This is a genomic window from Streptomyces sp. NPDC059010 (genome assembly GCF_042740355.1).
In the GTDB taxonomy this organism is placed as follows: Bacteria; Actinomycetota; Actinomycetes; order Streptomycetales; family Streptomycetaceae; genus Streptomyces.
Genome location: NZ_JBHYJA010000086.1, coordinates 1 through 20,580 on the forward strand (window position 1 = coordinate 1; position 20,580 = coordinate 20,580).

General features: G+C 70.6%; 18 protein-coding genes and 3 pseudogenes. 15 read left to right on the forward strand and 6 right to left on the reverse strand.

Annotated features, from left to right (window positions below; translation table 11 throughout):
- Positions 1 to 55: 55 nt before the first annotated feature.
- On the reverse strand, positions 56 to 733 hold the full coding sequence (locus ACFWYS_RS45595) for an AraC family ligand binding domain-containing protein (RefSeq protein ID WP_384782769.1): 678 nt from the start codon (positions 731 to 733) through the stop codon (positions 56 to 58).
- A 123-nt stretch (positions 734 to 856) separates the two neighbouring features.
- Between ACFWYS_RS45595 and ACFWYS_RS45600 the strand changes: the two genes are divergently transcribed.
- A complete protein-coding gene (locus tag ACFWYS_RS45600) occupies positions 857 to 2,569 on the forward strand; it encodes a beta-galactosidase (RefSeq protein WP_384782771.1) in 1,713 nt (570 codons plus the stop codon).
- 30 nt (positions 2,570 to 2,599) lie between these two features.
- Positions 2,600 to 4,129: a DUF4874 domain-containing protein gene (locus ACFWYS_RS45605; RefSeq protein ID WP_384782773.1), complete on the forward strand. Its 1,530-nt coding sequence runs from the start codon at positions 2,600 to 2,602 to the stop codon at positions 4,127 to 4,129.
- 121 nt (positions 4,130 to 4,250) lie between these two features.
- On the opposite strand, the gene ACFWYS_RS45610 is transcribed toward ACFWYS_RS45605, so the two are convergent.
- The gene (locus ACFWYS_RS45610) at positions 4,251 to 5,639 is read right to left on the reverse strand and encodes a glycoside hydrolase family 43 protein (RefSeq protein ID WP_384782774.1); all 1,389 of its coding nucleotides are present in this window, start codon (positions 5,637 to 5,639) and stop codon (positions 4,251 to 4,253) included.
- 235 nt (positions 5,640 to 5,874) lie between these two features.
- Here ACFWYS_RS45610 and ACFWYS_RS45615 point away from each other — a divergent pair, with 235 nt between their 5' ends.
- The 6 genes from ACFWYS_RS45615 (at position 5,875) to ACFWYS_RS45640 (ending at position 11,679) form a co-directional block, all read left to right on the forward strand.
- On the forward strand, positions 5,875 to 7,299 hold the full coding sequence (locus tag ACFWYS_RS45615; RefSeq protein WP_384782776.1) for an amidase: 1,425 nt from the start codon (positions 5,875 to 5,877) through the stop codon (positions 7,297 to 7,299).
- 40 nt (positions 7,300 to 7,339) lie between these two features.
- A complete protein-coding gene (locus ACFWYS_RS45620) occupies positions 7,340 to 7,558 on the forward strand; it encodes a hypothetical protein (RefSeq protein ID WP_384782777.1) in 219 nt (72 codons plus the stop codon).
- A gap of 133 nt (positions 7,559 to 7,691) precedes the next feature.
- Positions 7,692 to 9,206 carry a flotillin family protein gene (locus ACFWYS_RS45625; RefSeq protein WP_384782779.1) on the forward strand — a complete coding sequence of 505 codons (1,515 nt, stop codon included), beginning with the start codon at positions 7,692 to 7,694 and terminating at the stop codon, positions 9,204 to 9,206.
- 145 nt (positions 9,207 to 9,351) lie between these two features.
- Positions 9,352 to 9,741, forward strand: a complete 390-nt coding sequence (locus ACFWYS_RS45630; RefSeq protein WP_384782781.1) for a cupin domain-containing protein — start codon at positions 9,352 to 9,354, stop codon at positions 9,739 to 9,741.
- Between the two features lie 133 nt (positions 9,742 to 9,874).
- The gene (locus ACFWYS_RS45635; RefSeq protein WP_384782783.1) at positions 9,875 to 11,026 is read left to right on the forward strand and encodes a sensor histidine kinase; all 1,152 of its coding nucleotides are present in this window, start codon (positions 9,875 to 9,877) and stop codon (positions 11,024 to 11,026) included.
- Positions 11,023 to 11,679: a response regulator gene (locus ACFWYS_RS45640; RefSeq protein WP_384782785.1), complete on the forward strand. Its 657-nt coding sequence runs from the start codon at positions 11,023 to 11,025 to the stop codon at positions 11,677 to 11,679. The genes ACFWYS_RS45635 and ACFWYS_RS45640 overlap by 4 nt, the downstream gene beginning before the upstream one ends.
- A 132-nt stretch (positions 11,680 to 11,811) precedes the next feature.
- On the opposite strand, the gene ACFWYS_RS45645 is transcribed toward ACFWYS_RS45640, so the two are convergent.
- Positions 11,812 to 12,111, reverse strand: a complete 300-nt coding sequence (locus tag ACFWYS_RS45645) for a hypothetical protein (RefSeq protein WP_384782787.1) — start codon at positions 12,109 to 12,111, stop codon at positions 11,812 to 11,814.
- A 138-nt stretch (positions 12,112 to 12,249) separates the two neighbouring features.
- On the opposite strand from ACFWYS_RS45645, the gene ACFWYS_RS45650 reads away from it, so the two are divergent.
- A complete protein-coding gene (locus ACFWYS_RS45650) occupies positions 12,250 to 12,696 on the forward strand; it encodes a type II toxin-antitoxin system PemK/MazF family toxin (protein ID WP_384782789.1) in 447 nt (148 codons plus the stop codon).
- Between the two features lie 7 nt (positions 12,697 to 12,703).
- On the opposite strand, the pseudogene ACFWYS_RS45655 reads toward ACFWYS_RS45650, so the two are convergent.
- Together ACFWYS_RS45655 and ACFWYS_RS45660 are read right to left on the reverse strand one after the other, a co-directional pair.
- Positions 12,704 to 13,128: pseudogene (locus ACFWYS_RS45655) on the reverse strand (TIGR02452 family protein); the annotation flags it as partial.
- A 38-nt stretch (positions 13,129 to 13,166) separates the two neighbouring features.
- Positions 13,167 to 14,489: an RNA-guided endonuclease InsQ/TnpB family protein gene (locus ACFWYS_RS45660; RefSeq protein WP_384782791.1), complete on the reverse strand. Its 1,323-nt coding sequence runs from the start codon at positions 14,487 to 14,489 to the stop codon at positions 13,167 to 13,169.
- A gap of 24 nt (positions 14,490 to 14,513) precedes the next feature.
- On the opposite strand from ACFWYS_RS45660, the pseudogene tnpA reads away from it, so the two are divergent.
- A pseudogene (gene tnpA, locus ACFWYS_RS45665) lies at positions 14,514 to 14,947 on the forward strand (IS200/IS605 family transposase).
- 108 nt (positions 14,948 to 15,055) lie between these two features.
- Here the strand turns inward: tnpA and ACFWYS_RS45670 are convergent.
- Positions 15,056 to 15,424 (reverse strand): annotated as a pseudogene (locus tag ACFWYS_RS45670) (TIGR02452 family protein); the annotation flags it as partial.
- 334 nt (positions 15,425 to 15,758) lie between these two features.
- Between ACFWYS_RS45670 and egtA the strand changes: the two are divergent.
- The 5 genes from egtA to ACFWYS_RS45695 all read left to right on the forward strand — a co-directional run bounded on the left by egtA (position 15,759) and on the right by ACFWYS_RS45695 (position 20,436).
- Complete coding sequence (gene egtA, locus ACFWYS_RS45675) at positions 15,759 to 17,063, forward strand: ergothioneine biosynthesis glutamate--cysteine ligase EgtA (protein ID WP_384782793.1); 1,305 nt, start codon at positions 15,759 to 15,761, stop codon at positions 17,061 to 17,063.
- Positions 17,060 to 18,379 (forward strand): ergothioneine biosynthesis protein EgtB, encoded by a 1,320-nt coding sequence (gene egtB, locus ACFWYS_RS45680; protein ID WP_384782795.1) that lies wholly within the window; start codon positions 17,060 to 17,062, stop codon positions 18,377 to 18,379. The genes egtA and egtB overlap by 4 nt, the downstream gene beginning before the upstream one ends.
- Positions 18,379 to 19,170: an ergothioneine biosynthesis protein EgtC gene (gene egtC / locus ACFWYS_RS45685; RefSeq protein ID WP_384782797.1), complete on the forward strand. Its 792-nt coding sequence runs from the start codon at positions 18,379 to 18,381 to the stop codon at positions 19,168 to 19,170. The genes egtB and egtC overlap by 1 nt, the downstream gene beginning before the upstream one ends.
- The gene (gene egtD, locus ACFWYS_RS45690) at positions 19,167 to 20,129 is read left to right on the forward strand and encodes an L-histidine N(alpha)-methyltransferase (protein WP_384782799.1); all 963 of its coding nucleotides are present in this window, start codon (positions 19,167 to 19,169) and stop codon (positions 20,127 to 20,129) included. The genes egtC and egtD overlap by 4 nt, the downstream gene beginning before the upstream one ends.
- A gap of 91 nt (positions 20,130 to 20,220) precedes the next feature.
- The gene (locus tag ACFWYS_RS45695) at positions 20,221 to 20,436 is read left to right on the forward strand and encodes a dodecin (RefSeq protein ID WP_384782801.1); all 216 of its coding nucleotides are present in this window, start codon (positions 20,221 to 20,223) and stop codon (positions 20,434 to 20,436) included.
- Positions 20,437 to 20,580: the final 144 nt, after the last annotated feature.

The following is a 20,580-nucleotide window of genomic DNA, read 5'->3' on the forward strand; positions in this document are numbered from 1 at the left end:
CACACCCTCCCACCCCCTAGCCCTTCTTCTTCGCGTCTGGGGGGGTCTGTGTTTTTTATACCCCCCCCCCCCGGGGTAGACCGGCCCGGGGGCGGGCGGGGAGCAGGCCGAGCCGGCGGGCGTGTTCGGGCACGGACCACGGCTCCACCGCGTCCCGGGTGAGGGCCGCCAGCACCCGGTCGCGGCTCGGGTCGTGCTCGGCCCGGGACTGCAGCAGCGTGACCAGCAGCTCGTGTACGCCGGCCGCCGCACCCGCATCGGAGTGGGGTCCCCCGTTCCGCACCGCGCCGATGATCTTTCGGACCACCAGCCTCGCCGGTTCGGCGCTCGACAGCGGCGTCACCGGCCGCGACGGATCGATCAGGCCCATTTCCGCATAGGCCTCCACGGCCGTACCGCCGAAGTCGACGAAGCATTCCGACCAGCCCGGTTCGTAGGGCCCGTAATGGTGCTCGACGCCGGGGAACAGCCACAGCAGGCACGGGGATCGCACGTCGACCGGGGGCCGTCCCCCGCTGGAGAACCATCCCGCGCCGGACAGCACGACGACCGCGACGTGATGCCCGAGGGTACGCGGCCCGACGGCCGGCAGTCGCCCGTGCTGGGCGCCGACGGCCAGGCAGACCATGCCCAGTCGGCGGTGGACGGGGCCGGGCGTCAGATAGCGCCACCAGTGGTCCCAGGGTTCCCGGCCGGGCGCCCAGTCGGCGCGCTCCACAGGACGCTTTTCCACCGCCGTATTCGAGCCCAACTTCCTTTCCATGTCGCCGAAACATATGACGGGAAGCGTTTTCAGCACCACACTCCAGCCTCATTTGATTTCACCGTTACCAAGAGACACGAAGGATTCTCCTCAGTGCCCAGATTTGATATTGAGAACGGTTCGTTCCGGCTGGACTGTGACCCGTTCCGCATCCTGTCGGGAGGGCTGCACTATTTCCGGGTCCATCCGGGGCATGTGCGGCATCGGCTGGAGATGCTGCGTGCCATGGGGCTGAACACCGTGGAGACCTACGTCCCTTGGAACTACCACGAGCCCCGGGCCGGCGCCTTCACTCGCCTGGACGAGCTCGACTTCTTCCTCACCGAGTCGAAGCGGGCCGGGCTCCACGCGATCGTCCGCCCTGGCCCCTACATCTGCGCCGAGTGGGACAACGGCGGGCTGCCCTGGTGGGTTCCCGGCCGGATCCGGACCAGCGATCCGGTCTTCCTGGAGCGTGTCGAGCGCTGGTTCGACGTGCTGCTGCCAGTGGTGGCCGAGCATCAAGTCACCCGGGGCGGCAACGTCCTCATGGTGCAGGTGGAGAACGAGTACGGCTCCTACGGCAGCGACCACGCCTACCTCCAGGTCCTCGCCGACGTCCTGACCGAGCACGGGATCGACGTCCCGCTGTTCACCGCGGACGGCCCCGAGGACCACATGCTCACCGGCGGCAGCCTGCCGGGCCTGCCGGCCACCGGGACCTTCGGATCACAGTCCGCGCGGCAGTTGGCGGCGCTGCGCCGGCACCGGCCGGACGACCCGGCGATGTGCATGGAGCTGTGGATCGGCTGGTTCGACCACTGGGGCAAGAAGCGGAGCACCCGGTCGGCGCAGGACGCCGCCGACACTCTCGCGGAACTGCTGGCTGCCGGGGCGTCGGTCAACCTCTACATGGCGCACGGCGGCACCAACTTCGGGCTGTGGGCCGGCGCCAACCGGGACCTGGAGACCGGCGAGTACCTGCCGCAGGCCACCTCCTACGACTACGACGCCCCGATCTGTGAACACGGCGCCCCGACCGCGAAGTTCTGGGCCTTCCGCGAGGTCCTGGCCCGATACCGGGACGAGCCCGCGCCCCCGCTTCCGCCCGCCCCGCCCGTCCTCGCGCCGGTCACCGTGGCACTGACCGAGTGGGCCGGCCTGGACGCCCTGGCGCGTCCGGCGGTGACCCGGCCGACTCCGCCGACCTTCGAGGAACTGGGCCTCGGCCAGGGGCTCGTCCGCTACCGGGTCGACATCCCGGGACCGCGGCAGCCGTACCCCCTGGTCATCGACGGCCTGCGGGACCGCGCCCATCTCTCGGTGGACGGTGAGCGGGTGGCCGTGCTCCACGAGCGGTCCGAGCCCGTCGAGATCGCCGGTCCGGCCCAGGTGGAGCTGCTGGTGGAGTCGCTCGGCCGGGTCGGCTACGGGCCAACCCTCGGCGAGGGGAAGGGCATCCTCGGCGGCATCCGGCACGAACGCCAGTACCTGCACCAGGTCACCGCGGAAGCGATCCCGCTGGACGACCTGGCACCGCTGTCCTTCACCGAGGGCACCGCCGCAGCCCCGGCCTTCCTGCGCGGCGTCCTTGAAGTGACCGAACCGGGCGACGCCTTCCTCGCCCTTCCCGGCTGGAGCGCGGGACTCGTCTGGGTCAACGGCTTCTGCCTGGGCCGGTACCGAGCCGAAGGCCCGCAGCGCACCCTCTACCTGCCCGGCCCCCTCCTGCACCCCGGACGCAACGAGCTGATCGTCCTCGAACTGGACCGCGTCCCCTCCACCCCGAACGTCGAGCTCCGCGACCAGCCGGAGCTCGGTGACTGATCCATCCGTCCCCGTACAAGGGAGGAAACCATGCGTCACCCCCTGTCCCGGCGTCAGGCCCTCGCCCTGGCCGGCCTGACCGGCGCGGGCGCGGCCCTCGGTGTGAGCGGTCGCGCGGCGGCCGACCCGACCTGGACGACCGTCTCCCACCGCGGCATACGTCCCGACGACACCAACGGCACCAGCGGCCTGGCCAACCCCTCACGCGGCTTTCGTTATGAAATGTCCTATAATGCCTCGGACTTGACCAGCCCGTGGAAGCATGAGGCCGACTTCGCCGGGGACTCCGCGAAGGCGCTGGGCCTGCTTGAGGCCAAGTACGGCACAGGAGTCAAACTCACCCAGCTCTACGTCTACCTCTGGGACTACGCCACGACCACGATCCCCTCCAGTGCCCTGGCCAACATCCAGAAGATCTTCGACGGCCTGCGCGCCAAGGGCTACCAGGCCATCCTGCGCTTCTCCTACGACGACGGGGTCCGGCCCGACCGGCCGTACACGGTGCAGGACATCCAGCGGCACATCGCCCAACTCGCACCGATCGTCGCCACCAACCGCGACGTGATCGCGGTCTGGCAGGCCGGTTTCGTCGGCGACTGGGGCGAGTGGGGCCCCAACCACTACAACCACCAGAACTGGCCCGACGCCACGACGGCCATCATGACCAGCCTGGTCGACGCGCTTCCCGCCGGAATGGACACGCAAATGCGCTACCCGTGGCTGCGGGAGCGCATCACCACCTCAAGCGTCAAGGCCAAGGTCGGCTACCACAACGACTACTTCACCCTCGGCGGCGGAGCGTGGGACTACTACGTGCCGTCCAACTCCCACTGGCCCACCTACCTGGAGGTCACCCCCACCCGCACGGTGGACGGCGAGATGCCCTGGGACAAGGGGCAGAGCGAAGACCCGTACGCCTGGAGCACGGTGATCGACGGCCTGGGCGCGGCCAGGCGGCTGCAGACGCTGCGCTTCGACACCCTGTCCGTGGTCCACAACGCGACCGTGACGATCCCCGCCTGGAAGACGACCACCCTCACCAAGGCCCAGGCGACAGCGACCAAGCTGCCGGTCTCCGACGGCTACTTCACCGACTCCTCCGGCAACCCGGTCGCCCGGACCCACTACGACTACATCCGCGACCACCTCGGCTACCGCATCGAGATCCGGCAAGCCCGCTACGCCAAGCTCCCGTCCGGCCTGTCCGTCCAAGTCGACCTGGTCAACCGGGGCTTCGCCGCACCCAAGCACCCCAGATCCGCCCTGCTGACCCTGCTCGACGCGCACGGCCGGACGGTCAGCACCGTCAACACCGGCGCCGACTGGCGCACCTGGCTTCCCGGCCCCCGCTCGGAGACGAATGAGCCTGCCGCCGACCCGGCGACCCGAACCATCACCGGCACCCTCCCTCTGCCCACCACTCCAGGCACGTACTTCCTCGGCCTTGCGCTGCCCCACCCGACCACCTCCGCCGCGGCCTACGCGGTCCGCTGCGCCAACGCCGGCGTCTGGTTCCCGCCGAGCCTCGGCGTGAACGTCCTGGCCACCATCGCCCTGTGATCCACGAGAAGGCGGTCCCGTCCCGGTCCGGTCCGGTGACCGGACCGCCTTCGTCCCAGCAGTGGGCGTCGGGTCATGAGCCGACGGTCAACCCGACGTCCCAAGTCAGCATGGGCGCAGCTCAGGCCCAGGCCGTCACCGGCACAAACGAACTGTCCTGCCGGAAGAGGTCCGTTCCGTTCGAGCGGTCCACCCGTAGTTCGTAGTTGTAGTGGCGCAGGTAGTAACCGGGGTAGTTGTACGACTCGAAGCGCAGCGCGCCCGTCGATGTGCCGGTGCGGGCGATGAACGTGGCGTCCTTGGCGAAGGTGGACGTGCCGTCGTTCGTGTCGAAGCGGGCGCGGAAGTCCCAGTGGCGGAGGTACTTGCCGGACGAGTCGCGGAAGGAGTAGCCGCCCGCGTCGGCGAGACCGGCCACGACCGTGAACGTGGCGGCCTGCTTCTCGGCGGCGGTGCTGGAGGCGCTGACCACCGGGAGGTTGAGCAGGGAGGACTGCACCTGCCAGTGGCGGGTGGGGAAGTTGGCCGACTGGAAGGAGCGGGTGACGTTCCGCGTCAGGGCCGGGCCGCCCGAGACGGTCTCCTTGATCACCGTGAAGTGGCGGGCCGTGCCCGAGACGGCGGGCAGGGCGGCCGGGGCGGACCAGGTGGCGAACGTGTCGTAACTGTCGCTGTAGTAGTAGTTGCCGTCGCCATAGCCGTCGAAGAACAGACGCCAGGCGCCGTTGTCGAGCTGGACCAGCGCGGGGCCCTCGCGATAGCTGCCCCAGCCCGCCCAGTTGCCGGTGCGGGAGATCGTGTAGGGGCCGGTGAGGTTGGACGCCGTGGCGTACTCGATGTACTTCGTCGTCTCGTTCTTCGTGAAGGCGTGGTAGGTCGAGCCGATCTTCACGATGAAGGTGTCGATGTGGTTCGCGCCTATGCCGGAGAGAGCCACGGGTGAACTCCATGCCGTCAGGGCGGAGTTCGTGGCCTTCAGCAGATACGGCGTGAAGATCCACTCGTCGTTCGTCGTCGAGCAGGACACGATGACGTTCACGCTGCCGTCGCTGTCCACGAACCACTCCGGCGCCCAGGCCCGGGAGAGATTGGTGATGGGGACCGTGTAGTCGTACAGGAACGTCCAGTTGACCCGGTCGGTGCTGCGGGCGAAGCCGATGGTGGTGCTGGCGTCCTGCCAGGTGTGGGTCGTGTAGGTGATGTAGTAGTAGCCGTTGGTGTGCTTGAAGATGCTCGCGTCGCGGATGCGGTTGCTCGGCGGCGTGTAGGCGGAGGCCTTGACCAGGCGGAAGTCGGTGGCGTCGTCCGACTGATAGACGTTCACGGTCCCGTCGTTGCTGTTCAGGAACGGCACGATGGTGTAGCGGGTGGCCGAGCCGCTCGGCGGTGCGGCCGCCAGTGCCGGGCCGAGCAGGCCGGGGGCCTCGCCCAGGAGCACCGCCGATGCGGGCAGGACTGCCATGGCGCGCAGCAGGCTGCGGCGGGACGGGGTGGGGTGACGTCTGGTCACGTGCGGCTCTCCCTACGGTTCAAGGGACTCCGAATGGGTTCGAGATGTCGAACGCAGTTCGGAAATTCGATCAGAAGGTAGAGGGGGGACCTGGAGGCGTCAATGGTTTGCGCATGGAGCGGCGAGACCTGAGAGAAACCTGTGGTGAACCGCGTGCCGCGCCCGGCGAAAGCGTTCCGCCGCCGCCCCACGGAGGTTACCGTTCAGTAGACATCGTCGTCCCGGAGGTGCCCGTATGACACCCGACCGTGCCGTTGGCCTCGCCGAGTCCGCCCGTGCGCTGGCAGACGGGGAGGTGACGTCGCGGGCGCTCGTCGCTCGGGCGCTGGCGCGGATCGAGGCGACCCAGGGGTCGCTCAACGCCTTCCGGGTGGTGCGGGCCGAGGCGGCGCTCGCCGAGGCGGACGCCGCGGACGAGGAACTGGCCGCCGGAGTACGCCGGCCGTTGCTGGGCGTGCCGGTAGCCGTGAAGGACGACATGGACGTGGCGGGCGAGCCGACGGCGTTCGGCTGCGGCGGCGAGTTCCCCCCTGTCGCCGAGGACGGCGAGGCGGTACGGCGGCTGCGCGCGGCCGGGGCCGTGATCGTCGGCAAGACCAACACCTGCGAGCTGGGGCAGTGGCCGTTCACCGAGGGCCCCGCCTTCGGCGCGACCCGCAATCCGTGGGACCAGGAACACACCCCCGGTGGCTCGTCCGGTGGTTCGGCCGCCGCCGTCGCCGCCGGGCTCGTCCCCGCCGCGCTCGGCTCGGACGGCGCCGGTTCGGTGCGGATCCCCGCGTCCTGGACCCATCTGATCGGCATCAAGCCGCAGCGCGGCCGTATCTCCACCTGGCCGCGCGGCGAGTCGTTCCAGGGCATCACCGTCAACGGCACGCTCGCCCGTACGGTGGCCGACGCGGCCCTCCTGCTGGACGCCGCCGCCGGCAACCACGACCTCGACCCGCACCGGCCACCGAAGGTCGACGCCTCCGAGGCCGCCGGCCGCGACCCCGGCCGCCTGCGCATCGCGCTCTCCCTCAAGCCGCCCTTCACCGCCCTGCCCGCCCGGCTGCAGCCGGAGGTACGGGCCAAGGTGGTCCAACTCGCCGAGAAACTGAGCGCGTTGGGGCACCATGTCGAGGAGGCCGATCCGCCGTACGGCCAGATCGGACTGACCTTCATCCCCCGCGCGACGGCGGGTATCGCCGAGTGGGCGGGCGATGTGCCCTTCCCCGCACTGCTCGACCCGCGTACCCGCAGTGCCGCCCGGCTGGGGCGGCTGCTCGGCGGGGCCCCGCTGCGGGCGGCCCGGCGCGCGGAGGCGGTCCTGCACCGTCGTATCGGCGCGTTCTACGAGTCGTACGACGTCGTCCTCGCGCCCACCACCGCCGCTCCCCCGCCCCGGATCGGCGCGCTGCTCGGGCTCGGCGGATTCGCCACCGACCGGGCGATGATCGCCGCCTGCCCCTACGCCTGGCCGTGGAACGTGCTGGGCTGGCCCGGTGTGAACGTCCCCGCCGGATTCGTGGGCGGTCTGCCCGTCGGTGCCCAGTTGCTCGGGCCGGCGAACAGCGAGGCGCTGCTGATCTCACTGGCCGCCCAGCTGGAGGCGGAGCTGCGCTGGCACGAGATGTGGCCGCCGCAGCAGGGCGAGACGGCGCCCACCGCGGTGCTCTGAGGCCCCGTCACCTCTCCGGGGCAGGGCCTACCCTGTGACCATGGGTGATGCGTCGATGGTGGGGCTCATGGGGCGGGTCACGGGGACGGTCGGGCCGGGACTCGTCGGCGAGGTGATCGTCCGGGTGCGCGGCGGCGCCGAGCATTTCCTCGCCTACCCCGCCCCCGGCACGGACCGCATCGAGCGGGGCACGGTGGTGATGGTGGTCGAGTACCAGCCCCCGAGGACCGTCTACGTCCAGGCCGCATACGACAGTTGAGCCCGCCCGGTCGCAGGTGAGAGCCCTCTGCGTCAAGGTTTCGACAAGGATGCGCCAGCGCCTGTACCCGGGCCTCGCGCAGGCGCACACTCCCTTCGTTCGGTGCCGAAAGGGCACCATGCAAAGGGGGCGTATGCCGATGGTCGTCGGCGTCGTGGCGGGGGCGGCGGTCGTTGCCGTCCTCATGCTGATCGGTGTGTTCAAGATGATGTGGCGGGTCGCGGAGCCCAACGAGGCGCTCATCATCTCCGGTTCCAAGCACCGCACGGAGGGCCTGGAGGAGGGCATGGGCTTCCGTATCGTCACCGGGCGCGGCACGCTCGTGCTGCCCGGCGTGCAGGCGGTGCGCAAGCTGTCGCTCGACCTCAACGAGACCGAGCTGCATGTGGACTGCGTGACCCACCAGGGCATTCCGCTGAAGGTGCGGGGCGTGGTCATCTTCAAGGTGGGCGACGACTTCGTGTCGATCGCCAACGCGGGCCGCCGCTTCCTGGACCAGCAGAAGCTGATGTCGGAGCGGGTGCACAACGTCTTCGCCGGTCATCTGCGGTCCATCGTCGGCGGGTTGACGGTCGAGGACATGATCCGCGACCGGGAGAAGCTCACCGGTCAGACCCGGGCGGCGTGCGGTACGGAGATGGAGAAGCTCGGGCTGATCGTGGACTCGCTGCAGATCCACGAGATCGAGGACCCGACCGGGTACATCCAGAACCTGGCCGCCCCGCACGCGGCCGCCGTCCAGCGGGACGCCCGCATCGCGCAGGCCGAGGCCAACCGGCTGGCCACGGAGGCGGAGCAGCAGTCGTTCGCGCGGATGGCCGAGGCCACCCGGGACAGCGAGATCCTCCAGGCCGGCTACCAGGCCGAACGCGACAAGGCCGCCGCCAAGGCCCGCCAGGCCGGGCCGCTGGCCGATGCGGGCGCCCGGCAGGAGGTCGTCGTCCAGGAGACGCGGGTCGCCGAACTGGAGGCGCACCGGCGGGAGCAGCAGCTCCAGGCCGATGTCCGCAAACCCGCCGACGCGCAGGCGTACGAGAAGCGCACGCTGGCGGAGGCCGAGCGCGACGCACGCATCTCGGCGGCGCAGGCCAAGGCGAAGGAGACCGAGCTCGCGGCGGCCGCCGAGGCGACCCGCGTCAAGACCGCCGCGGGTGCCGAGGCCGAGGCGACCAAGACCCGCGGCACGGCCACGGCCGCGGCGACCCGGGCCACCGGTGAGGCGGAGGCGGCCGCCTCCCAGGCCAGGGGCCTCGCCCAGGCCGAGGCGACCAAGGCGAAGGGTCTCGCGGAGGCGGAGGCCATCAAGGCCCGCGCCGCCGCCCTCGCCGAGAACCAGGAGGCCGTGGTCGCCCAGCAACTCGCCGAGAACTGGCCGGAGATCGTCCGGGCCGGGGCGTCCGCGTTCGGGAACGTCGACAACATGGTGCTGCTCAACGGCGCCGACGGTATGGCGGACATGTTCGCCAAGGCGCTCACCATGGGCGGTACGGGGCTCGGGCTCGCGCGTCAGCTGCTCGCGTCGATGAACCAGAACGGGCAGAGCGCCAAGGGGACTTCACCGGCCTCACCGGCCTCACCGGCGTCACCGTTGAACGGGCTGGCGACGCCGCCCGCGCAGAAGGTGCCGGTGGACCGGAACGAGGGCTGAGCAGCCGTCGCCGTACGGCATCCGTCCGGGGCCTCGCCCGCGAGCGCCCCGGACGGCGCGTACCCCTTTTGCGCCGATCCAACCTGCAATAATCGGGGCTTCCAGGGGGCGGGGCGACCGGGGCGAAGGAGTTGAGGGACACACCATGACGTCGGCGGAACCGCGCCTGCTCTGCGATATCCGAGCACTGCCCAGCGGTACGTCGGCCACGGCCGACGTGTTGTGGAAGCTGACCGAGGCGGGCCGTCAGCTGGATGCCAACATCGTCCGCCTGGCACCGCACCACAGCATCGCCGCGCACCGGGAGCCGGAGTTGGACGTCCTGGTCCTGGTCGTCTCCGGCTCGGGCGTCATCGGCTCCGGGGCCATCGGCGGCGACGCCGACGAGCAGGTGTCCGAGGGCCTGCTGCTCTGGCTGCCGCACGGCTCCACCCGCAGCATCACCGCCGGTGCGGACGGCCTGACCTGTCTGACCGTCCACCGGCGCAGGCCCGGCATGCGGATCCGTCCGCACGGCGACGCCGTCCGGGACTGACACCCTCGCGGCCGACCACCCCCACCTCCCCGCACACTCCGACAAGCTGCTCTCGGACGCCCCGGTTTCTGCAACCTACGCGGTACCGCAGAAGTTTGACGCCCACCCGAGAAGACCGCTCTACGCTGCTGCGATGCGGATGCGCCCGATAACCGTCGACACGCTGATCGCGTCGGCGCTCACCAGTGTGGCCCTGTTGCTGGGGCCGGAGGCCGCGCGCCAGGGACAGCGTCCGCTGGACATGGCCGCCTATGTGCTGGTGGTCCTGGTGCATCTGCCGCTCGTCCTCCGCGGGCGGGCGCCCGTCGTGGTCTGCTGTCTGATGCACGCCACCTGGCTGGTGTACATCACCGCCGGCTACTGGCCGGTGGTGTGCAGCTTCGGCCCCATGCTCGCCGTCTACACCGTCGCGTCCCTGCGCCCGCCGCGCCTCTCCGTCCCCTGCGCCGCGTTGATGAGCGCGGCCTGGATCTACGCGGGCGCGGTGAACCACACCGACAGCTGGCCGTCCGTCGTCGCCCAGGCCGTCGTCTACCCGGCGGTGCTGTGGCGCTTCGGCGGCGTCGCCCGCCGCTCGGCCGAACTGACCCGGCAGCTGCGCCGCGAACAGGACGAGCGCGCCCGGCGCGAGGTCGCCGAGGAGCGCGGCCGGATCGCCCGCGAACTGCACGACGTGGTCGCCCATCACATGTCCGTGATCTCGGTGCAGACCGGTCTGGCCCGCTTCGTCTTCGACAGCGACCGGGACACCGCGCGCACCTCGCTTGAGACCATCGCCGCCACCGGCAACGAGGCACTCGACGAACTGCGCCGCATGCTCATGGTGCTGCGCACCGACGACGACGGCGCCCCGGCCGCCCCGATGCCCGGCCTCGCCCGGCTCGACGAGATGGCCGAGCGCATCCGCAGCGGCGGCGTCCCGGTCACCCTCACCGTCGAGGGCACCCCGCGCCCGCTCGCCCCCGGCGTCGAACTGTGTGCGTACCGGGTGGTGCAGGAGGCGCTCACCAACGTTCTGAAGCACGCGCCGGGCGCGAGTGCGGAGGTACGGCTGAGATATGAGCCGCGCCAAGTGATCGTTTCGGTCACGGACGACGGAGAAGGGGTGATTCCGGCCAGAGTGCGAACCGGCGGCGGGCACGGCTTGATTGGCATGCGTGAGCGGGCCAAGCTCTACGGCGGGCAGATCAGTGTTGGCCCGCGGGACGGGGGCGGCTTCGCCGTACGACTGACCCTGCCGACCTCCGCGCGGGCCGCGGCGCAGGGGGACGACACGACCACATGACCACAGTGCTCGTCGTCGACGACCAGTTCCTCATCCGGGCCGGACTCGTCGGGCTGTTGCGGGCTGCACCCGGCATCGACGTGGTCGGCGAGGCATGCGACGGCGCGGAGGCCGTCGCACTAGCCGCCGAGACCGCACCCGAGGTGATCCTGATGGACATCAGGATGCCCGGCATGGACGGCATCGAGGCCACCGAACGCATCCTCGCCCAGGCCGGCGACCCCGCGCCCCGGATCCTCGTGCTGACCACCTTCGACCTCGACGAGTACGTGTACGGGGCGCTGCGGGCCGGAGCGTGCGGATTTCTGCTCAAGGACTCCGGTCCCGAACGGCTGCTCGCCGCGGTGGCCGCGGTCCGCGGCGGCGACGCGCTCTTCGCGCCCAGCGTCACCCGCCGCCTGGTCGAGGCGTACGCGCACCGGCCCACCGACGAACGGCCCGCGGACCTGGACGATCTGACCTCGCGCGAGGTCGAGGTCCTGAAGCTGATCGCACGCGGCCTGTCCAACCCGCAGATCGCCGACCTCCTCTACATCAGCGAGGCGACCGTCAAGACCCACCTCAACCGCACGATGAACAAGCTGGACCTCAACAGCAGGGCGCAGGCGGTCGTGGTGGCGTACGAATCGGGGCTGGTGTCCCCGGGCGAATAGCGGCCGGGGGGGCGAGCGATCGCGCGATGTCGGGGCGCCGGGCCTTTCAACCCGACGCCCCGCCCCCCCATTCCCCTGTCCCCCGTTCCCCCCTTCCCCCGTTCCCCGTCCTGTGTCCGGCTCAGCCGTGCGTCACTTCTGGTCGATCCAGTAGTGGGTGAGCTTGCCGCCGGCGCAGGTCAGACGCACCGTGTTCGAGTAGCTGTACCAGGCCGTCCACTGGTAGGCGCCGGTGCTGCACCTGATGCCGAGACGCCAGGTCGTGCCGTTGCCGCACCATCCCTGCGCCGTGTAGCTGCTGAGCTTCTTCGTGGAGCAGGTGCCCGCCGCCGCGGCCGACGGCGTATCGCTCGTCGCCGACGCGGTACCGGCGAGACCGAGCGCCAAGGCCCCTGTCGCGGCGGTGACCGCCAGCCCTCGTGCGATCCTCATGCTGCTTCCTCCCGTTTGTCTGCCGAGCGACTTTCCGTTCGTGGTCGTCGGCAACGCTAGGTCGCACGGACCGGGGTCCGCGTCACACGGTGGTTGCAACCGTCCGTAAACCTCTGCGGTACGTCTAAGGTGCCCCACGTGACTGCGATTACGGACGAGAACGTGCCCGGCCGCCAGGGCCCCACCGCCACCACCGAGGCCGACCCCCGCCAGGTCGGCCGGGTGCGCACCGAGTACTCCCCCGCGCACGACGGCGACCCCGACCCCGGGGAGATCGTCTGGACCTGGGTGCCCTTCGAGGAGAACGACGGGCGCGGCAAGGACCGCCCCGTACTCGTCGTGGCCCGGGAGGCCGCCGGCACCTTCCTCGCCGTGCAGTTGTCCAGCAAGCGGCACGACGGGGACCGTGAATGGGTCGCGATCGGCAGCGGGCCCTGGGACCGGTCGGGGCGTGACTCCTGGGTCGACGTGGACCGCATCCTGCGGCTGCACGAGGAGGGCATGCGCCGTGAGGCATGCGCCCTGGACCGGGGGCGGTTCAACCTGGTCAGGCACCGGCTGCACGAGCGCTACGGCTGGCAGTGAGCGGGCCTCACGGCTGCGGCTGACGCTCCGGGAACGCCTGTCGGAACGCCGCTCGCGTCGCGCTGTCCGGGGTGCGGTCCAGGATCCCGAACACCACGTGCTCGAAGGCCCCCTCGAACCGCGCGCCGGGCCCGAGCAACGCCCGGAACGCGCCCGCGACCTGCGCCGGGTCGTTCTGGAACACACCGCAGCCCCACGCGCCCAGCACCAGTCGCCGGTAGCCGTGAGCGGCGGCCGTCTCCAGCACCCGGGCCGCCCGGGCGGCCAGCGCCCGCGGCAGCTCGCCGGTGCGCTCGGGCGCCGTACGCCGTATCACGCCCGCGTTCGGCGCGGCGGCGGTCAGGAAACCGGCCAGGTACGGCTGGTCCAGGAGGCCGCCGCGGTCGTCGCGGAAGACGGGCACGCCGGGTGAGAGTGAATGACACGGTCCGTTTGAAGTGCTCTCCCTCGTGAACGAGGGAGATTCCTGCCTACCTTGCGGTGGCGGGCTTGACGCGACGAGCGCGCCTGACGACTGCCCTCCCGGCAGCCGGGATGAGCGTGTGGCCCATCCGGTACAGGTGCAGGATGTTCCTGGCCGCATTCCAGTCGGCATTCCCCGACCAGCCGCAGCCTTCGTTCTTGCACGCGAACACGGCCTGGGACTCCCGGCTGCCGGGCGTGGTGAAGCCACAAGCCGAGCAGCGCTGGGAGGTGCCGGGGGCGGGAACCTTGTGCAGGGCACCGCCGTTGCGGGCAAGCTTGTACGTCAGCATCGTCACGGTGCGGCCCCACGCTTCTTGAGCGATGGACCGGTTGAGGCCGGACTTCTGCGCGACGTTCTTCCCGGGTTCCTCGATGGTGCCCCTGGCAGACCTGACCATGTTGTCGATGTTGAGCTGTTCCACCACGACCGTGCCGTACCGCCTGGCGATGTCCGTGGTGGTCTGGTGCTGCCAGTCGGTTGCCCGGCGCTTGGCTGTCGCGCGGAGGCTCTTGATCTGGTCGTACGTGCGGTGCAGCCGGTTCGATGTCTTGTGCCCCGGCTTGCGGAAGCTCTTGCGGTGCGCTGCCCGCCGCTCCAGGCGGAGCAGCTTGGCCTTCTCGTCGGCGTTGAGCCACTTGTCCCGGTCGGCTTTGCCGTTGGGGAGGCGGGCGGGGTGTCCGTGGTCCTGGTGGTTCTCGTCCGACAGGGCCAGGGGGAGGTTCACTCCGGCATCGATGCCGACTTCCGGGCCGGTGTGTGGCTCGGGAACGGCTTCGAGGGTCTGGACACGGAAGGCGATGTGCCAGCCGAGATCGTCTTTGACCAGTCGTGCCCCAGTGATCCGGTTCTCCTTGTTGGCCCGCTTGCCGACGGGGAGGTCTTTGGTCCAGCGGAAGCGGACCCGGCCGGCCTTGGGGATGTTGACCATGCCCCAGCGGCGGTGCACGCGGGTGATATTCAAGTCCCGGCCCTGCGGGATGTCCACCGACATCACCGTACGGAAGCGGGCCTTGAAGTCCGGCGCGTCCGCGCGGCCCTCCCAGCAGTTCTTCCACGCCTGGAGGTACGTCTTCAGTACAGCCTGCGCCGCCTGGGCCGGAAGCGCGCCGAGCCAGTCGACGTCGTTGCGGGCCTGACGGATGGCTGCGTCCATGCGGACCAGGGACCGCTGGCACTTCGGGGTCATGGTCCACAGGTCGTGCAGGAGGTTCCAGGTGGCGCGGGCCGCATGCGCCTGGCCGTTCATGAGCCGTACCTGTGCTGGAGTCAGCGCAAGACGGGCGCGGTGCCCGAACTGCCGCTTCTCGCATGCACTCTCCGTACTCATTCGATCACTGTACCGTCTTGGCTTATGTCACCACGATGGGACCCAAATCCCGATGTACGTACTGGCCGTCACGTCGTCTACAACCTTCATATCCACTTGGTTTTCGTGACTACAGTGAGTACCGGCGTAAAGCCATGACCGGCGAGATGCTGACACGCTGCGAGGAGGTCATGCGCGAGGTATGCGCGGACTTCGAGGCCGAACTGAAGCAGTTCAACGGCGAAGACGACCACGTCCACCTGCTCGTGCACTACCCGCCCAAGATCCAGCTCTCCAAGCTGGTCAACACCCTCAAAGGCGTCAGCTCCCGCTACCTGCGCCAGGAGTACGACGCGCACGTGCGCCGGCACTCGTGGGGCGGTCACTTCTGGTCCGGCTCGTACTTCGCCGGAAGCTGCGGCGGGGCACCGCTGACGGTCGTACGCCAGTACATCGAGAGCCAGCGGCGCCCTGTGTGATCCGGCTACGGGAATCAGCGCGGTTCCGTGTCCGAAGCCGAGGTCAGAACAGTTCTGAGACGGCCTTCACCTCCGCCCTGAAGGACGGAGCACTAGCCAAGATCAAAGGTAGAACTCGCGGGCCCGGAGCAGGCAGGTGTACAGCGCGGAGGCGCGGCACAGGGCCTCTTCCTGGGCCTGCGCGCCGTTCAGATAGCCGCCGCCCGGATTGCGGGCCGAGGAGAAGTTCAGTACCACGGTCCCGTCACCGAGCCGACGGGCCGCCTCCAGGCTGCTCTCGCCGGTGACCTCGAAGGACGTCCGGGCCGGGGAGAGCGACGGAACCGGCACCGGATCCGGCCCGTGCATCCGGGTGCCGGCCCGTGCCGTCTCGATCGCCGCCGCGAGGGGCACCTCCCGGCCGTCCGGCGCGCGGTACGTCCCCGCCGCGACGATCTGTTCCGTCTGCTGTGCGACGGCGCGCAGGCGGGCGCTCATGGCGCCACCCCCGTGTGCGCCATGAACGTACGACCGCGCCGCCTTCGCGCGATCTCCCCCGTCGTGCTCATACAGAGATCCTGGGCGATGCTGGTCATGCGGTGCAACAGAGTTTTCCGGGGCCCGACAGCCGAACGACAGCCGAACGACAGCGACCGAGAACGACCGGGAAATACTTCGAGAACGCCCGGAGAGCGGAGATTACCGACCCGGAACGTGCCGGTACGCACCCTTGTGCGAAGCGTCGCGAAGGTCTTGGGTGGGACGAGTGTGTCTTCCCGGCCCGCAGAATCCGGCGGCCGGTGGCATCGTGGACTCTCAGGAGGATCCCGACATGTCCGATTCGGTAAGTGACTGTACGGAGCAACCTCGCACCGCAGTCACCGAAGCCGAAGTGGAGGCCCTGGTCCGGGGCATCTGCTTCAAGACCGGCCCGCCCCGCACCCTCGGGGTCGAAGTGGAATGGCTCGTCCATGAGCTGCGCAGCCCGCGGCTCCCCGTGACATCCGAACGACTCGAAGCGGCCTACGCCGCACTGCGGACCGTGCCCCTGAGGTCGGCGCTCACCATTGAGCCCGGCGGCCAGCTGGAACTGAGCTCGCCGCCCGCCGCCTCCCTGATGGAGTGCATCGGTACCGTCTCCGCCGACCTCGACGCCGCCCGCGCGGTGCTGCGCGAGCACGGTCTCGGTCTGGTCGGCCTGGGCAACGATCCCTGGCACTCGCCCCGCCGGTTCCTGCGCCAGCCTCGCTACGACGCCATGGAGGCGTATCTGGACCGAGCGGGCCCGGCCGGTCGCGCCATGATGTGCACCTCGGCCTCCGTGCAGGTCTGCCTGGACGCCGGTTACGAGGAGCCCGGCCCGCTCGGGCACGGGCGGCGCTGGTGGCTGGCGCACCAGCTGGGCGCGGTCCTGGTCGCCGCCTTCGCCAACTCGCCGCTCGCCGGAAGCGAGCCCACCGGCTGGCTCTCCACCCGGCAGTTGCTGTGGATGGAAATCGGCCCGGGCCGTGCGGGCGCGCCCCCGCTGGACGGCGATCCGAGAGCGGCCTGGGCACGGCACGTGCTGGACGCGCCGGTGATGTGCGTACGGCAGAACGGCGGCCCGTGGCACGTACCGGACGGGCTGACGTTCCGGGACTGGACCACGTCGGGGGCGCCCAGACCGCCGACGCACGAGGATCTCGACTACCACCTCACCACGCTGTTCCCGCCGGTCAGACCGCGTGGCCATCTGGAAATGCGGATGATCGACGCCCAGCCGGGCGAGGACGGCTGGATCGTGCCGCTCGCCGTGACGACCGCCCTCTTCGACGACCCCGAGGCCGCCGAGACGGCGTATCGCGCGGTGAAGCCGCTGGCCGAGCGCGGCCTGTCGCTGCCCGCGCCGCACAATCCGCTGTGGATCGACGCGGCCAGATCGGGGCTCGCCGATCCCGAGTTGCACGAGGTCGCCGTGGAGTGTTTCGCGGCGGCCCTCGACGCCCTGCCCCGGCTGGGGGCGACGACCGAGGTCACGGACGCGGTGGCGGCGTTCCGGGACCGTTACGTCAGCAAGGGCCGCTGCCCGGCCGACGATCTGCTGGACGAGCTGTACGGCACGGACCGCACCCTGCACGGGAAGGATCTCCGCACATGACCGACCCCGCCCTCGACGCCGAGACGCTCCGCGAGCGGGCCCTGACCACCCTGACCACGGCCCGCGCCCGGACGACGCTGCTGACGTCGTGCGTCGAAGACCCGGACCTCACCGCCCAGCACTCGCCGCTGATGTCCCCGCTGGTGTGGGACCTCGCGCACATCGGCAACCAGGAGGAGCAGTGGCTGCTCCGGACGGTCGCCGGGCGGGACGCGATGCGGCCCGAGATCGACGGCATCTACGACGCCTTCGAGCACCCGCGTTCCGAGCGCCCCTCGCTGCCACTGCTGGCGCCGGCCGAGGCCCGGCACTACGCGGCCGAGGTGCGCGGCCGGGTCCTGGACCTGCTGGGGAGCACCGCGTTCCACGGGACCCGGCTGACCGAGGCGGGTTTCGCCTTCGGGATGATCGCGCAGCACGAGCAGCAGCACGACGAGACCATGCTGATCACCCATCAGCTCCGCAAGGGCCCGCAGGCCCTGACCGCCCCCGACCCGGACCCGGCGCCCCTGTTCACGGGACCGTCCGAAGTCCTGGTCCCCGGCGGCCCGTTCACCATGGGCACCTCCACCGAGCCATGGGCGCTGGACAACGAACGCCCGGCGCACCGGCGCGAGGTGCCGCCGTTCCACATCGACACGACCCCGGTGACGAACGCCGCGTTCCAGGCGTTCATCGAGGACGGCGGCTACGACGACGACCGCTGGTGGACGCCCGAGGGCTGGGCGCACATCCGCCAGCACTCGATCCACGCCCCGCTGTTCTGGCACCGGGACGGCAGACAGTGGCTCCGGCGCCGCTTCGGCGTCACCGAGGTCGTACCGCCGGACGAGCCCGTCCTGCACGTGTGCTGGTACGAGGCCGACGCCTACGCCCGCTGGGCCGGGCGCCGGCTGCCCACCGAGGCCGAGTGGGAGAAGGCGGCCCGCCACGACCCGGCCGGGGACCGCACCATGCGCTACCCGTGGGGCGACGCCGACCCGCGGCCGGAACACGCCAACCTCGGCCAGCGGCATCTGCGCCCGGCGCCGGCCGGAAGCTATCCGGAGGGCGAATCACCGCTGGGCGTACGGCAGTTGATCGGTGACGTGTGGGAATGGACGGCGAGCGACTTCCTGCCGTACCCGGGGTTCCAGGCGTTCCCGTACAAGGAGTACTCGGAGGTGTTCTTCGGGCCCGAGCACAAGGTGCTGCGCGGCGGTTCGTTCGCCGTGGACGCGGTGGCCTGCCGGGGCACCTTCCGCAACTGGGACTATCCGATACGGCGGCAGATCTTCTCCGGGTTCCGCACGGCCCGCTCCGCGGGGGATGTCTGATGTGCCGTCACCTGGCGTATCTGGGCCCCGAGGAGCCGCTCGGCAGACTCCTCGTGGAACCCCCGCACGGTCTGTACCGCCAGTCGTGGGCGCCTCGGCGGCAGCGGTACGGGACCGTCAACGCCGATGGTTTCGGAGTGGGTTGGTACGCCGAGGGGGACCCGGTGCCGGCGCGGTACCGCCGGGCCGGGCCCATCTGGGCGGACCTGTCCTTCGCCGATCTCGCCCGGGTCGTACGCAGTGGCGCGCTACTCGCCGCCGTACGGGACGCGACGGTCGCGGGCGCCGACGGGGAGGCCGCGGCGGCGCCGTTCGCCGCGGGCCCCTGGCTGTTCAGCCACAACGGCGCGGTGAAGGGCTGGCCGGGCTCGCTCACTCCGCTCGCGCCGGGCCTGCCGGCCGAGGACCTGCTGTCGCTGGAGGCCCGCAACGACTCGGCGTTCGTGTGGGCGCTGGTCCTGGCCCGGCTGCGCGGCGGTGACGACGAGGGGCAGGCGCTGGCCGACACGGTCGTGGAGGTCGCCGCGGCGGCCCCGGGATCGCGGCTGAACCTGCTGCTCACCAACGGCGAGAGCATCACCGCGACGGCCTGGGGCGACACCCTCTGGTACCTGACCCGGCCCGGCGGCGGAACCGTCGTGGCCTCCGAGCCCTACGACGACGATCCGCACTGGCAGGAGGTCCCCGACCGCACCCTCCTGGCGGCGAGCCGCACCGACGTACTGCTCACCCCGCTCAAGGAACCGAGCGAGGCCCTGGCACCCGAACCCTCCAAGGAGCCCAGCACGTGAGTCCGTTCCTGCTGACCCGCACCCTGCCCGAGGACGCCACCGACGCCGCACTGCGCGCCGATGTCCTCAAGGGCCTGACGAGCTCACCCAAGACGCTGCCGCCGAAGTGGTTCTACGACGCGCAGGGCAGCGAACTCTTCGAGCAGATCACCGAGTTGCCGGAGTACTACCCGACGCGGGCCGAGCGCGAAATCCTCGTCGGCCGGGCCGGTGAGATCGCCGCCGTCACCGGCGCCCGGACCCTTGTCGAGCTGGGCTCCGGCTCCTCGGAGAAGACGCGGTACGTGATCGACGCCCTGACCGGGCTGCACACCTACGTACCCGTCGACGTCAGCGAGAGCGCGCTCACGCAGGCCGGGCAGGCCCTCGTCGAGGAGCGGCCCGGGCTGGACGTGCACGCGCTGATCGCCGACTTCACGGGCGGGCTGACCCTGCCGGACACGCCGGGGCCGCGGCTGGTGGCGTTCCTCGGCGGCACGATCGGCAACCTGCTGCCGGCCGAGCGCGCCGCGTTCCTCGCCTCGGTGCGCGGTCTGCTCCACCCCGGTGACGCGCTGCTGCTCGGCACCGACCTGGTCAAGGACGAGAAGGTCCTGGTCCAGGCGTACGACGACGCGGCCGGGGTGACGGCCGCGTTCAACAAGAACGTCCTGACCGTGATCAACCGCGAGTTGGGCGCCGACTTCGATCCCGGCGAATTCGACCATGTGGCGCGCTGGGACCCGCGCACCGAGTGGATCGAGATGCGGCTGCGTTCGCGTGTCGCCCAGACGGTGAAGGTGCCCGCGCTCGACCTCGTCGTGGAATTCGCGGCGGGCGAGGAGATGCGCACCGAGGTGTCGGCGAAGTTCCGGCGCGACGGTGTGCGCGCGGAACTGGCGGCGGCCGGACTGGAGCTGGCGCACTGGTGGACGGACAGTGAGGAGCGCTTCGCGCTGTCACTGAGCGTGGCCCGGTGACCGACGGCTCGCGCGATGCCCCGCCTTGGGGCACGGTGGAGTGACGTGTGACGGATCCGCCATGGATCGGTCACGGGAGAGGAGCACCCTCATGACGAACCACACCTATCGGGTCACGGACATCGTCGGCACCTCGCCCGAGGGCGTGGACCAGGCCATCCGCAACGGCATCACCCGGGCCTCGCAGACCCTGCGCAACCTGGACTGGTTCGAGGTGACCGAGGTGCGCGGCCAGCTCGACAGCGGGGAGATCGCGCACTGGCAGGTGACGATGAAGGTCGGCTTCCGCCTGGAGGAGGCCGAGTAGGGGGTTGTCGTTCGCGCCGGACCCGGCTGCGAGGCCTGGTGCCTTGCAAACAGGTGACGGCGGGCACTTAACTCGCACCCCCCACGCCACGTCAAGCCACCAGACGGCGGAGGCCAAGTGAAACCCCGACCAGAAAGACTAGGT